This is a genomic window from Clostridium akagii DSM 12554, assembly GCF_000686725.1.
Classification (GTDB): domain Bacteria; phylum Bacillota; class Clostridia; order Clostridiales; family Clostridiaceae; genus Clostridium_I; species Clostridium_I akagii.
The window spans coordinates 339,561-355,424 of record NZ_JMLK01000006.1 but is presented as its reverse complement, the minus strand read 5'-3'; the positions used below and the strand labels follow the sequence as shown (position 1 = coordinate 355,424).

The following is a 15,864-nucleotide window of genomic DNA, read 5'->3' as shown; positions in this document are numbered from 1 at the left end:
CATCTCCCTATTTTATAATTTCACATTTCATAAATATTTCTAAACTTTCTGTTTGTAAATCTTCGGGACAATTTTCAATTTTAACTTCGAATAAATTTAAAGGAGTCTCTAAATCTTCTTTTAACATTTCTTTATATTCAGCATAGCTCCTGTTATATTCAGCGATTGAATCCTTATATTTTTCTTGTATTGCTTTAAATCTCTCAGTAAACTCATTGATTTTTTCTGTTTCTTCGGGTTTGATAGTATATTCGTTTGTTGCTTCATTTAGTGAGCCTATCTCCTTAATCAATTCTCCTCTTTTTTTATTCAAAGGTTCTATTATTTTGTCTATGCCATTTTCTATCTCTATGAGTGCTTCTATCTCAGATTTAATAATATTTTCATTTTTTAATAGTACATATCTAAATTTTACATTTCCCTTATCTTTTTCAGCACCTATTGCCTTGTATATCTTAATTACATCTTCTTTATTCAATTTCAATTCCTCCTATAAAGTTCTCCAGTGTGGAGTTAATATTACTTGCTTAATATTGCCTATAAATTCAATAACATTTTTACCTGGATATAATACTGGAAATTCACCCGACATATTCATGCCTAAGTTTTGGTTGCCTTTATAGCACTGCTGTAAATCTGAATCACATTCAACCAACTGATCCACTGCGTAAAAATCAGTTTCAACACCATTTATAAGTAATCCAATATCACCCTGCCCATAGATTTTAAAGTGTGGCAAAGATAAATCATATTCATTCATAATTATTGTTTCCCAAGTTGTAGTTGTTGGATTATAGACTATAGGTGTATCACCAAATTTTAAAAAGGCATATGGGAAACATGAAAATACCACCGTAAAAGTCCTTAAATTATTAATAAGTAATTTATCTATAGATATAATATTATCTATACTAGCCTTCCAATACCTATCAGATGCATTACTTAAAATTAACTTTCCATTACCTCTAAGCCAGTTTTTCATTAAATCCAAGTTATCACCTTTGTATAGAATATCAATGGATTTTTCTATGCTATCAAATACATCTTGTCCATAATCGTCACTTTCTAAAATTCTCAAATTACCATTTCTTCCAGCCACCGGAGTTTTAGTTACACGTCTACTTGGGGATGATGCATCAGGTAAGGGATATGTTTGAATATATACACCTTTAATATCTAAAGAGCAAATATCTTTAAATGTTATGTATGTTGCCAATTACACCGCCCCCTTCCCCATATTTATATTTGTCTTAATGTTATTTGCATCTCTCATCAATTTTTTTAAATCAGGATATCCAATAACCTTTTCAACGTTAAATATTAAATCACCGATTTTACTAGAACCACTATTGTTTGAATTAGCACCATCTGCATTATTAGATACATTATTTACGTAGTTATTGGTAGTATTATTTGATGTATTTAAAGATGATAATGAAGGTACTTGCATATTACTCATGCTATTTGCCATTGACGATAAATTATTCGAAATCCCGTTCTGCATAAGCTTTGTGGTATCATTATTATTTAAAACTGTTTCACCACCACCCATATATACAAGTTCAGGACCTTTTTCACCCACTAAGGTCAAACCCTTTGTGGCATTTGTTGTACCTGTGGCTAGTCCTGGTATAGAAAGACCAGTTAACCCACTTACAATATTACCTACAACCTTTAATGTTTTTTCGGGAAAGCTCAAATTAGCCCACCCTTGAGATATTTTTGCAAATTCTTGTCCTACGCTATCGCCGAATTTTGTAAAAGGTGATAGCATTTTCCCTGTACTTGTATCCATATCCTTAACTAAATCGCTGTTCATCTTAGTTAGATGCCCAACTACTTGTTCTCTTTGGTCTTTCGCTGATTGTATACTTTGGTCTCTTATCTTTCCAGCATCTGCTATTAGTTTCGTAGCTTGGTCAGCTGTTATAGAATGAGTTACATCCCTTTGATAGATAAAATTCGCAACTGTTTTATTATACTGGTCGTTTGCTGCCGCTACGGATCCATCTCTTTGCTTATTAGCACTTTGAATAATACTAGTTGCTTGTTGCTCTGTGATACTTGTACCATAGCTTTTCATTCTCTCAAGAATTACTTTACTTTGTATTTCATTACTGCTTAAAGACGTTACTGCAGTAGTATTCATTTTATTTTGTATGTCATTAACTTGTGTTTGTTCAGCAGTAGTTAATTGTCTATGCTGATTAGATGCATTAGTATAAATGGCTGTTATTTGTGCTTCATATGTGTCTATTTTAGCTTTTTGTGCATTATTATTTGAAGTCATATTCGCTAATACTTTTTGTTCATCAGTTGTACTTAAAGCATCACTTTTAGCGAAATAATCTTGCATAGTTTTAAATCTAGTATTATATTGTGTATCATCTGCATTTTTAATTTTAGTGCCCATAGCTGAAAATTGGCTCACTACACTGTCTACTTGCGTTTTGGTTATGCCTGTACTTTGTGTCATAGTGTCTGTAAACTTTTTAATAGTATCAGTTTTCTGCTGTGCTGTTAATCCACTAACCTTGCTTACCATTTGTGTATATTGTGCTACAATATCATTCTTATTTTTAGTAGATAAAGTGCTTGTATTACCAACCATATTTGTAAAATCCGTTAAAACCTTATCTTTAGCATTACCATTTAAGTTAGTAACCTTATTTGCCATATCTGTAAATTGTGATATAACTGCTGTTTTTGTTTGCCCAGTGAACTTATCAGAATTTACATATATATCTGTCATAGTTTTTTTAACATTATCATCCATTTGCATGTATGAACTAACTGCAGTTTTAGTAGCATCATCAAAGTTTACTGTTTTAGTTGTTGTAACATCCATCTCCGTACCATATGCACCCATGGTTTTTGTATGTTCTTGAATTTTATCATTGAATAAATCTACGCTTGGAGCTGCTTGTTCTGTTATTGCATGATGTATAGCTATCCCTGTTCCTACTATAGCAGCTCCAGCTATTAGCCAAGGAGCTGCTGATATTGCAAGTGCTGCTAATCCTGTTGCTGCTACTCCTCCAGCTAATGCAGTTCCACCCAATGCTTCTCCAGCACCAACGGCTGCCGCTCCTGCTCCTGCAACAGCTTCTCCAGCTGTTGCAGATGCTACTCCAACTCCTGCAATTTCAGTAGCAGTTGTTGCTGCTGCAGTTGCTGCTCCCCCTTCGGCTAATGTGCTTGCCTCAGTTACAGCTGTTTTTGCAACAGTAGCAGCTGTAGTTGCTTCCGTTGCTACGGCTCCGGTGCCTTTTGCTACGGTATTTGCTTCTTCAGCTGCTGTGTTTACCTCTTCTACAACTGTATTTGCTTCGGTTGCCGTAGTCGTGGTTTCTGTGGCCACTGTACTTGCTTCTGTTGCAATTGCATCTGCTTGACTTGCAATAATTTTTTTACCAATAAAACCAGTGAGCCTACCTACACCTTTCTCTACAACACTAAGTCCCGTAGCTACTTTACCGATTATAAGTAACGTAGGTCCAGCCACAGCAACTACTTCCAAAACTGTTACAATATTTTTTTTAGTGCTATCGTCCAGTTTGCTAAAACCTTGAACTAATGAGGTTACTTGTTTTACAACAGGTACTAATGATGGTAATACATCTTGTCCAAACGCAATCCCAAGTGCTGAAACGGATTCTTGTAATTCTTTAAAATTGTTTTGTGCTGTATCTTTCATACTATCGGATAATCTTTTAACTTCTCCTGTAGCATTATTAGCATTAGTAGAAAGTGTACTTAAATATCCACTACCTTTGTGCATCAATATTCCCCAAGATGCTAATGATTCTTTCCCAAATATAGTCGCATAAGCTGCTTCTCTTTGCTTATCTGTCCACCCAGACGTTTTCTGTGACATTTCTGATATAGTTGTTGTAAGGTCTTTCATTTTCCCATTTGAATCAAACGCTGAAAATTTCATTAAATCTAATTGAGTTTGCATCTTTTTAGTAGGCTTTGTTAAGTTTACTAACCCTGCTTGTAAACTTGTTGCTGCCGTAGATGCATCTATACCATTACTTTCTAGTTCTCCAATAGCCGCAGCTGTTTGAGACATTGGAATTTTTAACTGACTAGCTAATGGTCCAACAATACTGAAAGCTTCTCCTAAACTTGAAATACTAGCTTTAGTGTGATTAGCAGTATAAGCGAAAGTATCTGCCATATGTGTCATATTTGCAGTAGTTGTAGCAGCATCATTGGTTTTCATCCCATAGGCTTCTAGTGACGAGCCTAATTTATCTACTGTAGTTTCTAATTCTTCATTTGAACCTCTCGCCGTATATAAAGATGTTTGCATAGTATCCATTGCTTCACTAGCAGTATATCCATCTTTAACAAGTGTTAATAAACCTTGATTTATATCATCTGTAGATTGTCCGAAATCCTCACTCCATGTTAATGATGAACTAGACATTTGGCTCATCAATGAATTAACCTGTGAGACTGGAATACCTGTTGCAGCAACTTCTTTTCTTATATCCGCTAATTGATGTTCAAAGTCTGACGCTGATTTAGTCGCTAATCCTAATCCTGCCACTATTGGTAAAGTAACCTTAGTGGTTAAACTTTCTCCAACTGTAGTTAAACTCTCACCAACGGCCTTTGTCTTTGTAGATAAAGTTGTTAATTGTGTCCCTGCAGTAATCCAATTGCTCCCTTGGGTTGCTATTTCTTTATTTGTACTTGCCAAACTATTCTGCATAGAGTTTAAGGATGCTTGCTGTTTATTAGTTTGAATAGTATAACCATCTACTGCTTTGAAATTCTTAATTACAGATGCTTCTTGCTTTGTATATTCTGCATCTAAGGCCTTATATTGTTTTTCTAGGTCAATTGAAGCTTCAGTATTTTCACCCATGGTAATTTTACTTTCTTCCCATGCTGTTTTTGATGCATCAACTTTAGTTTTCAATTCCATCATTGTTGTAGATTCTTGCTCTAATGCAGTTTTAGACTTTTGTAATTGCTCTTGGTATTGTTGAACTACTTGCTTTTGAACAGTTATTTGTTCACCTAGTGAACTAGCTTTAAGTTTTAAGCCATCTAGTGACTTGCCAAAAGTATCTGAACTTGTAATACTTGATTTAAAACCAGTGTCTAATACTGTTAATTGCCTTTTCAAATCCTGAATACCAGTTGTAAAACTAGAATCGTCCATCGCGATTTTGACCGCTAATCCCGCTATTTCATCTGCCATATAAATTAACCTCCTTTCTTAAAAGATTTGGTCTATAGGTGTTAATTCTTTTGGCTTTACTACTGAATATGTTATTAAATCTAAGTACCAAAAGAAATCCATATCATCAATTTGCGATATAGATTGTGTTTGCATTAGATCTATATAAAGTTCTTTAATAAAATCCAGTGGAGTTAGTTTTTTAGTTACTCCACCTTTTCTTGGGGGACTGTATTTAATTTCACACCCATGGTATTTAAGATAGTATTCATATATTCAAATGCTTTAGTTTTAAATTGATCAGCTGGTAATTCCTCAAATAGTTCATCTATAGTAAATTGCTTTTCAAATAGTTCAACTATGAAATTTCCTATCTCATCAATGCTTTCTGGAGTAATGTGGTCAAATGCTCCGCTATTTAAAACCTCAAGTGATTTTCTAACCATTTTAAGTTTTGGATTAAATGTTTTATAAGTTTTCTTTTCTATAATTGGCTTATTATTTTTATCAATTCCTTTACCCTTCTCTAAAACTATTTCTAATTCCATTATTTTTTCACGCTCCAATATATTTTTTATCTTATCTTAAAGTTATTATAAAGTTCATTACCTGCTTGGTTATAAACTATTTTCTTCAAATTTAATAGAAAGGGTTTTTACGCCCTTTCCTTTTATACTGTAAAGTTAATTGCTAATTTATCTGATAATTTAACACCACTAAGGCTAGTTACTCCTTCTGTCACAATTCCTACATAATCACCAACTGCTAAATTTGCTATTGGGTCAATTGTAATTATTTTATTTGTACTATCAATTGTTACTGCTGTGGCTATGGAAGTTCCATCAGCTTTCATCAAAAATATGTTAGTACCATTTACCGTATCGACATTTAATGCTTTATTAAATGTAATAACTACACTTCCACTAGCTGAAACCCCTGTTGCCGCATCAAGTGGTATCGTAGTTGCTGTCAATGCAGTTGTATCTACTCCAGGAATATAAACATTTCCAAACCACATTTCATCCAAATCCTGTGTAGTATCAATATGATATTCCCACGGATGTTTCTCTACGAGTAATCCTGTATTCGGATCCGTAACTTTAATTACAAAATTGGTTGGTTGGAATGAACCTGTCACTTTAGGTACTTGTCCTAAATCCGGTTTGCCTTCCAGTCCCTTCATTGTGTCATCAGGCAATGTAAACTGCCCTTTGTAAACTACTCCGTACCTATTACCTTGGTTTCCTGTTAGTGGTGATTTATAAAGAGCTGCTAAATAAGGTGCTGTATCTCCTAATGCTGCATAAGTTCCACCCTCTGCTGATATATTTTGTCCTAATATAAGCGCCCTTTCTTGTACATATAAATCGTACCATTGTGCCGTTAAATCTGCTGAATCAAACAAAGTTGCTTGATCTATAAGTCTGTTTTCTGCATATGCCTTGTCTGTATTTTGTTTTGGCTTTATGTCTAATTCCTGTATGTTCTGAAATACTACTGGAGTATTATATGCTAAGTTATTTATTGTATCTGCTGTATTTATTGCTACTGCAAATTTTGTTATTCCTGTTGCTGGCATTAAAATCACTCTCCTTAAATTTTTACATAAAAAATGCACTCAATCATGAGTGCTCGTCTACATACGTACAACTAATCGGTGTATGATATGTTTTTGTTTCAGGTTCATATAAATTTTGTGCTGTTATCTCACAGAATCCATTGTTTGATAATAAAATTTTTATCTGTTCTTCTAACTCAACTTGAAGTTCTTTACTCCACAAATCAACCTGTACATGATAATGTTTTGCCATTTCCTTTGTAGTTTCTGCAAACGCACTACCTTTATCGTTATATTTAGAATAGGTGATATATGTTGTTGCAGCCCCCCATAAATTGTCTGCACACATGGAATAGTTAAAGATGCTAAAGCAGTTTTAAGAACATTATAAATATTCATCTTAAAGCCTCCTTTAATTTGGATATTATTATTTTCTTAGCCACATATTTGTTATTTTGAAAAGCTGGTCGCATAAATGGATGCGCTGGAACAACCTTTCCATGTTGATTCGTATGTCCAAATTCTACATACCAACTATAGTTTGCTTCTTTATCTACATCACCAACCCATATAGCCTTAACACCATTAATAGTTTTAACCTTACTCATTTTCATGGCATTTCTAAGGTTGTGTGAATGGTCAATAAATTCTGTTGTTTTCTGAATTTCTTCAAGCATTGGTCCAGCTGCTTCTTTTAGTATTGGATTAATAACCTTAGATGTTTTCTGCCCCATCATTTCAATTCTATTGAGTAAGTCCCCCATACCTTGGAGTTCTACATTAACTCCCACTATTAACCACCTCTTCTGTATAAATAGTCAGTTCTTTTCTATTTCCATCTTTATCCGCTGGCTTACCTTTAATTAAATAAGTGCCTTCATTATCAACAATTTTCATATCTGGAGTAATGCCTTTAAAATATCTAATTAAAAATATTGTGTCTGTTTCACTTTGACTTGCGGCCGCTGCATAAAATAATCTTGCGTTCAATCCTTCTTTTCTACTCCAAGGTTTTTTAAATGGTTGCCAATTTTCTAAAGGTGTACCATTTTCATCTGTAGGCGGATTAGATAAATTTCTATTTATATTTTGAACAATTGTTATTTTGTGATTATATTTTCCTGCACCCATTTAATCCACCACCTACAATATAGTTATCCTATCCATTTTTAATAAAGATGTAACGGCAAATGCCATTTCTTTTGTAACATCAACACTTCTTAGTTCACTTATAATAGACCTGTTATCGTACCAATGGCTTATAAGCATAAACATAGCTTGTTTGACTTTTTGTGGTACTTTAGTAGCATTATCACCGTATCCACAAGTGAAATTTATTATTATAGGATCTAATGGCCATAATGGTCCATACGGAAATATTGTGCCATATGGTGGGCATATCTTTCCTAAAATCCCACTATTACTAGCTATATAATCAACATTTTCAACTAAATTAAATTCAGTACCGTATATGTCTTTGTAATTTATGCTATTAATAGTTTGCAAATTTCCTTTAGGTATTTCAATAATATTAGGTATATGATAATTGTTTAAAGAATCCTCCCTAGCGCATGGAAATTCTTTTAATGACATTTCCCACGTCTGAGTTATATATGCCCTGTGCTGATATGTTTCACACCATTCTCTAGCGGCTGTTATAAGCGTTTGAATATAAGAGTTTTCTTCATCATCTGTTATATCTTCTACCCTTAAATATGCTTGTGCTTCTTGCAACGTTAAAGGTTCAATTACTGGTGGTGTAACCAGTTTTAAATTATATTCTGTATTCATAAGATCACAACCTTAAAAGGTGGACTAGCCACCAATTATTAAGAAGCTGTTGGAGCATATACAGTTTCTTCAATTATTTCAGCAGAAATTAAATTCGCTGCATTGCTAATTGCGTAACTTAATCCTAATGTTTTTCCTTGTGGAATAAGTTCAGGTGTTATGCAAAAATCCACTATAAAATTACCAGTATCGGCATCTATGGTATACAAGTGTGCGTCTGTTTGTCTAACTCCTCCGACAAAAACAGGAATATCAGCAAATGCCACTGGGTTTGTTCCCACTGCATCATCAGCAGAATTTAAAGTTAGTGCCAGTGGTGCTGCATTTCCCATAGACACAATTGCCCTTATAGTTATTTTTTGAACACCAGGAGTTGGGGCAACATAGCTCGCCTCTCCTACTGCTGTTGTTTGTGGCGCTAAAAGTACTCTTGTTCTATGTGATTCTGGTATAAATGTTAAACATCTCATATTAATATCTCTCCTCTCAAATTATCTACTTGCTAATGTTACAAATGGGCTTAATGTAGTTGTACCTTTGTATGGAGTAATAGGCTTATCCCTAAATGGTGCTCCATTAAATCTATAGATAAATCTGAATAATTGTTCATCATATAAAAATCTTACATGAATAGAAACATCAGCTCTAGGTGCGCTCTTATCAATTCCAACATATTGTGTAGGATCACATAATATAATATCTCCAGCAGTTCCTAATCCAGCTGCCTGTTCTATTGGAATAACTGGTGCTCCTTTTAATGTTCCTTTTTGCAAATATTCAATTGCTAACGGATGAATAGTACCGCCTGTTCCAGCATTAAATGCCATTTCAGTAAGTTGTGAATCTAGTTCCTGATTTATATACCAAACTGCATTTTTCTTTAATCTAGCAGGCAACCTAATCCACATTTTATTTATGTTTGCCGCTACTATAGTTCCAGAAGCTTGACTTGTTTCTTTTGGTACAGTAATTAATGCTTTTGAATTTAATATTCCTAAAGGCTTTCCAATACCATCGCCGTTAATTATTGAATCATCAACTTTGAATGACATTTCCTCTGCGAACCCTTGTTGAATTATATTTCCTAATGCTGTAGAATCTTGAAGTAATTCATCAGTTGCATAGCAAAGTCCGATTAGCTTTTCAAGCTTTAATTCGAAATCTCTAAACTTTGGTTTACTGGCTGCAACTGTTCCAGCTTCTGCACCCCAATAAGCTTGAACACCGCCCCATCTACTTCCATCTGCCCTGCTATTTTCATCAATTCCTACAGTATTTAATTTATTTGTATTTGCGCCTATAGGGATTTTTCTTATTCTGTTAGCAACTTGTGTTTCAGCATTCATTGAACTCATAAGATCAGTTATAAAGTCGGTATCCATTAAAAATCCACCCTCTGAACCAACATTTTCATTTGTCCCGCTTGCAGAATTCTGTAATATTAAACGATTATCTATTCTAGCACTTGGTGCAGATGCCTGTGAAACTGCTTGTAAAAATTCACCTATGCCGCCTTTCCACTTGTCTTTACTGTGATTAGCTGGGTCGGCATATAAAGGATCGTTAACTACTTTCTTAGCAGATGCCTTTGCTGCTGCTTGTACTTTTTCATCCTCAATTATTTGTTCTTGAGCACTTATTTTTGCATTTACAGCCTTTATTTCATCCTGTTTTGCCTGTATTTCCTCCGCTGTAGCATCATCTTTAGCGATTAATGCCTTTGCTTGTACCTGTAATGCTGCTTTTTTGTCTTGTAATTCTTTTAATTTATCCAATTTTTTACCCCCGAATTTTTATTTTTTGCATAAAAATAACCTTAGAGTGTGCATTCTAAAGCCAATTTTGCTTTTAATTGTTCTATTGTTTTGTTATCTTGTAGTTTAGGCTCTTCAATAACTGTTTTTTCTAACTCTTCAAGTTTATTATTTATCTTATTTAGTGCTTTTAATATTTCACTGTTACTGTCTTGTGAGTTTTTAGCTGCTTGTGGCTCTTTCTTAGCAAGGCTTTTAGGTAAGTGTTTATACTTTCCAAAGAATTCACTATTTGCACAAGCTGCCACTGTTGCTGTTTTATCTACCTGTACATTAAAATACTCTGATGTTTGTTCCCCTGTCATCCATGTTTCATCATCCATCATTTGTTTTATTTGTTCTTCTGTTACACCATCTTTTGCATTGTCCATGTAGATATTTACTAGAGACAATCCAATTTGGTCTAGCCAATCTGCTGTTTGTCTGAAATCATTTGCGTTTCCCTGTGCAAAAGTCCATGCATTGTGTATCATAAATTGCGCTGATGAAGGAATTATTACTGTATTTCCTGCCAATGCTATTATGCTTGCAGCACTTGCAGCTAGTCCATCAACATAAGTTGTTTTGTTCGCATCATTGCTTTTGAGTATGTTATATATCGCTATTCCAGCAAATACATCACCACCACCACTGTTTATGTGTATATTTACATCTGTCATTCCATCAAGTTCATTTAAAAAATCCGCAACATCTTGTGGTGCTTTATCCTCCGGGTCTCCAAAACTCCACCAATCTTCCGCATTGTAAGCAATACTTACAATATCACCATAAAAATATAAATCTGCTGAATTGTTTGATTGATTTTTAATTTCCATTTTGCCAACATTCTTAATATTCCCTGTTTTATCTTTTTTAGTAAATTGATATATTTTAGGCATATATTTACCTCCTTTCAAAGTAATTAATCTATAAAATAAGTAGTTAAACTTAATTTTAAGCATAAAAATAAGGCTTAATAGCCTTTTATTTGTTTTTGTTTAAAATAGTATTGTATATGGCTTCTGTCATAGCCTTTAATTGGTCTTTTGTTTGTATATCACCAGCCTTACCCATATTTAAAGGTTGTAAATAGATGTTTCCTGGTTCTCCAATAGAAGGCATATTTTCAAGTCTATGAATGTCATTTACAGATAGCCAACCCCATTGCCTGCCTTGTGCATAGTAAGTTGCTCTACTTGCTATATCTCCACGTAACAGTGCGTCTGCTTTAAATTCCAAATAATAGCCTGCTTGTCTTTGTTCTCGTGTTAATAATTGCATATTCACATTGTCTTCCCATCTTTTAAACCATGGGAGCATTGTGTACATAACAAATTCAAGGCTTTGTTGCTCTATATTATTATTTGTGGACCTATCAAGTTTATTGACTAAATGTTGTGGTACTCTATAAATTCGGCAAATATCTTCTATTTGAAAATACTTACTTTCCAAAAGTTGGGCATCAACTGGTTTAATTTGAAATGGTTGAAATTCTAACCCATCTTCTAAAATCATTGGAGTACCAGTATTTTTTAAACCTGTATAATTTGTTTTCAATTCTTTTTTAAGTCTATTAAATGCTACTTCCTCCAGCACTCCTGGACTTTTAAAAGCACCTGTTGAGTTTGCACCATTCTTATAGAAATTAACACCAAATTGTTCATATGAAATTCCTAATCTTATAGCAGATGCAGCGTATTCTATTGGTGTTAATCCCACAATCCCATCAAAACTTATACCTGGTATGTGCAGAACCTCTTCTCTTGAAAAATCCTTCTTACCATCTACTGTATATATAAGTTTTTTGGTATTAATATCTCTATGAATCTCCACTCTATCATAAACATACGGATATAATCCTATCAATTCGCCTTTGCGATTCAGCAATCTTTGAGATACACTATTCCCTCCCAAATTTAAAGAATTCATACACATTTCTTTAAAATTGAAAGGTGACATTTCACTGTTGGGTTCGTTGTGTAAAATATCATATATTGCTAGATCATTTGTTTCTTTTCTTTCACCGTTTTTATCTTTTCTATACAACATGGCTGGTGTATTAGCAAAGGTTTCTCCTAAAACTCTCACACAACCAAAAACTGCGCTATACTTCATTGCCGTTACTTTATCTATATTGAATCCTGTTGTGCTATCTCCTTCTAAATCATTACCTGTTAAAAAGTCCGAAACTTTTTCTTGAAACGTCTTACCAAATATAAGTTTTGCAGCTTTTTGCTGAAATTCATTCAAATTTTAACCACCTCCAATCATATCTGAAATAAAAAAGCTTTAAATAAAAATAAGGCATATTCTGCCCCTCTAATAATTTTTCTATATTGCAAGTATAGCACACTAATATAGTACATATTTCCTAAGTTCTTCCCGAATATTTCCACGTTTTCATTTAGGGTGATTTTCATCCCTTACTACTCTATTCCTTGGTGGAGTTGGTTTTACTCGTGGTACTCTAATTCCATATGCACCACATTTGGGGCATTTTGCATCATCCAGTTTACTTTGAAAAGCTTTTTCACAATGAATACAGCTATAATTTTTACTTAATGGTTTATCAGCATCTAGTTTTAGAAAACCTCTCGATAGCTTTTTAAATTCATTATCTGATATTACGTTTCTGTCACTTAAGGATATTAAATCACTAAGTGTATATAATTGTGCAATTTTTGAACTTGGTGGTGCACATGGTGGCATAGGTATTTTCCGTGGTTGTTTAGGTGGCCTATCAATTTTAAAATTGGCTAGCGGTACATCTTTTGACCTTTTTAGTTTACTTAATATATTAAACATTTATTTAGCTCCTTATAATAAACTTCTCATTCCACGTTTTGCATAAACTGAATGTCCAGCATTAGGATTAATAATAATCATTCTTGCATGTGCATTCATAGCTGCAGCAGCTGGATCAATCCTAAATGTACTTTTAGCTTTATCTAACATAATATTTTCGTTAGCATCTTCTTTAGTAACCGCATTTCCTAGTGCCCATGTTAAAACTGGATTGTTGTTATGAATTATATTACCTGCATAAACTTCGTCTCTAAAATCCTTTGTACCTTCTCCTAGGCTTCTTATCCCTTGTCGCATTTCAACCATAGTATATCCGTCTGATTCCATATCTTGAGCAAATTGTGTAGCATTCCATGGGTCATATACTATTTCTTTAAACCTCCATCTATATAGCCGTTCCTTGTCTTTGATATACTTTTTAATATATTTATAATCAACTACACTTCCTGGAGTTAATGTAAGCCATCCTTGCTCTTCCCATAGATCATAGCGTACTTTGTCTTGGTCCATTTTAGCTGCAAGTCTATCTTTTGGCATAAAACTATGGCTCAATACAACCCTTTTTCCATCGTCAAGTTTAAACTCACAATCAATAGATGTTAAATCAATCTTTGCCGATAAATCTAAACCTGCTATACATTCTGCATTCTTTAATATATTTAAATCAAATTTATCATCACCACAAGCTTTCCATCTATCCATTTCCATATATCCACTTGCTCTTTTATCAATCCAAACATCCATGTTTTTAGTAAGAAATGTTTTCATTTTCTCAGGTGCATCTAGTGCCGCTTTCAGCTCTCCTCTTAAATAATCAAGTCCAACTTCATTTTCAGCTACTATTGGGTTGGCTTTAAGCCATACTTTTTCGTCCTTTATATCATCTAATAAATTACCCTTTTCGTCTTTATCAAGCTCATTAATCATTACATAATATTCGTCATTTTCTGTAGTACTGTCGGGGTTCAATATATTACTAACATATTTATACTCAACCGAATAGCAAGGATGATTTAATTCATATCCAGCAGTTGTAATAATCATCATTAATGGTTGCGTTCTTGAACCCATACCAGATACAATAATGTCATACATTTCACTTGTTGGATGGGCGTGATATTCATCAATTATTCCACACTGAGGATTAAATCCATCACCTGTTTTACCATCTTCTTTACTAAGATATGTCATGTAAGAGTCTGATTTAATATGAATTATTTGACCATTGGCTATCTTATTTTTACCTTTCAAAAATTGGCACCTTTTAACTTGTAATCTTGCTTCGTTCCATACTATTTTTGCTTGTTTAGTTTTTGTTGCAGCACAATATACTTCACTTGCGCTTTCACCATCAGCAAAAGTTTCATAATTACCAACGCAAGCTTCACTTTGAGACTTCGCATTTTTCCTCCCTACTTGCCAGTATGATTTCTTAAATCTCCTATAACCATTTTTTATTTTTATCCATCCATATATATTCCCAAAATTAAACCTTTGAATAATATGGGGTTCTATAAGTGTCCCTGCCAATGGTCCTTTAGTATGTTTGAAAAATCTCATCCAATCTAAAAAGTTATTTGCTTTTTCTTCATCAAAAACATAAGGGAATTCCTCTGTACCTTCTCTTGCTAAATCATTTAAAAATCTTTGACAAGCCCATTTGTGTTTTTTGCAAGCTACTATATTACCTTCCACTATATCGTTACTGTATTGAATTAGTTCTTCTAAAAGGCTCATATATCACCAAACTTTTGGTCAAATGTGCTAGGTGTTTGTTTAGGTTCCTGTTTTGGCACATTTTTCACTTTTGATAATGGATTTAAGAATAGTCTATCTTCCATTTTTATAAGCATATCCATTTTTTTATTAATTGCTGTCTCCATTTGAAGATCTGTATTTGAATATAAAACTCTTTCAACAGTTTCTTGAAATTCTTCTGGAAATATATTTTGATATTGTGACCAATCTGCGTGTAATCCGCTCAATCTGTCCCTAGTTTCACATAAATTCAAATATTCACTATGTGTCATACAGTATCTTGATAACAATCCAGTATCTCCACTAGAAACAAAATCAACTTCTTTATAAATTTTAACGATTTCTTTCCACTTCTTATATGCATTTACGTTATTTTTGATATAATTAGGGCATACTAATTTATTATTTCCTAATTTAATTTCGGTATCTTTTCTTTTGTCAATTTCGGCTTTGGTCAAGTGTTTCTTGCCCTGTGCCAATAATAAATTAATTGGTTTTGCATTTCTACCCATGACCTCACCTCCTAAAAATCTGATAAAGGGAATATTTTATGAGGAAATCTGGACTACACGGTCCCCCGTAAATAGCCCCAAGGATTTACATACCCCCTACCCTGCATTTGATACTCACCTAATCATTACAACAATAAAAAAAGAGACAACTATTGTTTATTAGTTATCGCTTTACTAGTGTCTTTACCATATTAGTATTAGTAGTAAGTGTTATGTCTCACTCTAGTTAGTCTCTATGATAGTGTTAGGTGTACAATCATACTCTAGTACCTTCTCATTGGTAATCACATTGCCATTCTCTTCTCTATAATATATTTTAACTCTTTCAATGAGTTTATCTTTGTTACAAATATATTCCGCAATATCTTTTAATTCTTTCTCACTCAATCTATGCATCGTTGCATCACCCATCATTACTACTTGTACCATCTATACTCACCATCCTTATTC

At 33.6% G+C, this 15,864-nt stretch carries 17 protein-coding genes; all 17 read right to left on the bottom strand.

What is annotated here, in order from left to right; all coding sequences use genetic code 11:
• Positions 1 to 7: 7 nt before the first annotated feature.
• The 17 genes from BR66_RS0102120 to BR66_RS0102045 all read right to left on the bottom strand — a co-directional run bounded on the left by BR66_RS0102120 (position 8) and on the right by BR66_RS0102045 (position 15,843).
• The gene (locus tag BR66_RS0102120) at positions 8 to 478 is read right to left on the bottom strand and encodes a hypothetical protein (RefSeq protein ID WP_026881422.1); all 471 of its coding nucleotides are present in this window, start codon (positions 476 to 478) and stop codon (positions 8 to 10) included.
• A 12-nt stretch (positions 479 to 490) separates the two neighbouring features.
• Positions 491 to 1,216, bottom strand: coding sequence for a hypothetical protein (locus BR66_RS22925; protein WP_035795181.1), 726 nt, complete (start codon positions 1,214 to 1,216; stop codon positions 491 to 493).
• Positions 1,217 to 5,218: a phage tail tape measure protein gene (locus tag BR66_RS22920; RefSeq protein ID WP_051624056.1), complete on the bottom strand. Its 4,002-nt coding sequence runs from the start codon at positions 5,216 to 5,218 to the stop codon at positions 1,217 to 1,219.
• Between the two features lie 185 nt (positions 5,219 to 5,403).
• Positions 5,404 to 5,745 (bottom strand): phage tail assembly chaperone G, encoded by a 342-nt coding sequence (gpG, locus tag BR66_RS22915; protein WP_035795178.1) that lies wholly within the window; start codon positions 5,743 to 5,745, stop codon positions 5,404 to 5,406.
• A gap of 122 nt (positions 5,746 to 5,867) precedes the next feature.
• The gene (locus tag BR66_RS0102105) at positions 5,868 to 6,776 is read right to left on the bottom strand and encodes a major tail protein (protein WP_026881421.1); all 909 of its coding nucleotides are present in this window, start codon (positions 6,774 to 6,776) and stop codon (positions 5,868 to 5,870) included.
• 43 nt (positions 6,777 to 6,819) lie between these two features.
• Entirely contained in the window at positions 6,820 to 7,104 is a 285-nt protein-coding gene (locus BR66_RS25535) for a hypothetical protein (RefSeq protein WP_156946213.1), read from the bottom strand.
• Between the two features lie 46 nt (positions 7,105 to 7,150).
• The gene (locus BR66_RS0102095; protein ID WP_026881419.1) at positions 7,151 to 7,546 is read right to left on the bottom strand and encodes an HK97-gp10 family putative phage morphogenesis protein; all 396 of its coding nucleotides are present in this window, start codon (positions 7,544 to 7,546) and stop codon (positions 7,151 to 7,153) included.
• Positions 7,536 to 7,886: a phage head closure protein gene (locus BR66_RS24670; protein WP_051624055.1), complete on the bottom strand. Its 351-nt coding sequence runs from the start codon at positions 7,884 to 7,886 to the stop codon at positions 7,536 to 7,538. The genes BR66_RS0102095 and BR66_RS24670 overlap by 11 nt, the downstream gene beginning before the upstream one ends.
• Before the next feature lie 12 nt (positions 7,887 to 7,898).
• Positions 7,899 to 8,546: a head-tail connector protein gene (locus BR66_RS0102085; RefSeq protein WP_026881418.1), complete on the bottom strand. Its 648-nt coding sequence runs from the start codon at positions 8,544 to 8,546 to the stop codon at positions 7,899 to 7,901.
• A 38-nt stretch (positions 8,547 to 8,584) separates the two neighbouring features.
• The gene (locus BR66_RS0102080; protein ID WP_026881417.1) at positions 8,585 to 9,016 is read right to left on the bottom strand and encodes a hypothetical protein; all 432 of its coding nucleotides are present in this window, start codon (positions 9,014 to 9,016) and stop codon (positions 8,585 to 8,587) included.
• 21 nt (positions 9,017 to 9,037) lie between these two features.
• Positions 9,038 to 10,321: a phage major capsid protein gene (locus tag BR66_RS0102075; protein ID WP_026881416.1), complete on the bottom strand. Its 1,284-nt coding sequence runs from the start codon at positions 10,319 to 10,321 to the stop codon at positions 9,038 to 9,040.
• A 41-nt stretch (positions 10,322 to 10,362) separates the two neighbouring features.
• A complete protein-coding gene (locus BR66_RS22905; RefSeq protein ID WP_051624054.1) occupies positions 10,363 to 11,238 on the bottom strand; it encodes a head maturation protease, ClpP-related in 876 nt (291 codons plus the stop codon).
• A gap of 85 nt (positions 11,239 to 11,323) precedes the next feature.
• Entirely contained in the window at positions 11,324 to 12,589 is a 1,266-nt protein-coding gene (locus BR66_RS22900) for a phage portal protein (RefSeq protein WP_051624053.1), read from the bottom strand.
• Between the two features lie 150 nt (positions 12,590 to 12,739).
• Positions 12,740 to 13,144, bottom strand: a complete 405-nt coding sequence (locus BR66_RS0102060) for a hypothetical protein (protein ID WP_026881415.1) — start codon at positions 13,142 to 13,144, stop codon at positions 12,740 to 12,742.
• Between the two features lie 12 nt (positions 13,145 to 13,156).
• Positions 13,157 to 14,881: a terminase large subunit gene (locus BR66_RS22895; RefSeq protein WP_035795175.1), complete on the bottom strand. Its 1,725-nt coding sequence runs from the start codon at positions 14,879 to 14,881 to the stop codon at positions 13,157 to 13,159.
• Complete coding sequence (locus BR66_RS0102050; RefSeq protein ID WP_026881414.1) at positions 14,878 to 15,414, bottom strand: P27 family phage terminase small subunit; 537 nt, start codon at positions 15,412 to 15,414, stop codon at positions 14,878 to 14,880. The genes BR66_RS22895 and BR66_RS0102050 overlap by 4 nt, the downstream gene beginning before the upstream one ends.
• Positions 15,415 to 15,636: 222 nt before the next feature.
• On the bottom strand, positions 15,637 to 15,843 hold the full coding sequence (locus tag BR66_RS0102045; protein WP_026881413.1) for a hypothetical protein: 207 nt from the start codon (positions 15,841 to 15,843) through the stop codon (positions 15,637 to 15,639).
• Positions 15,844 to 15,864: the final 21 nt, after the last annotated feature.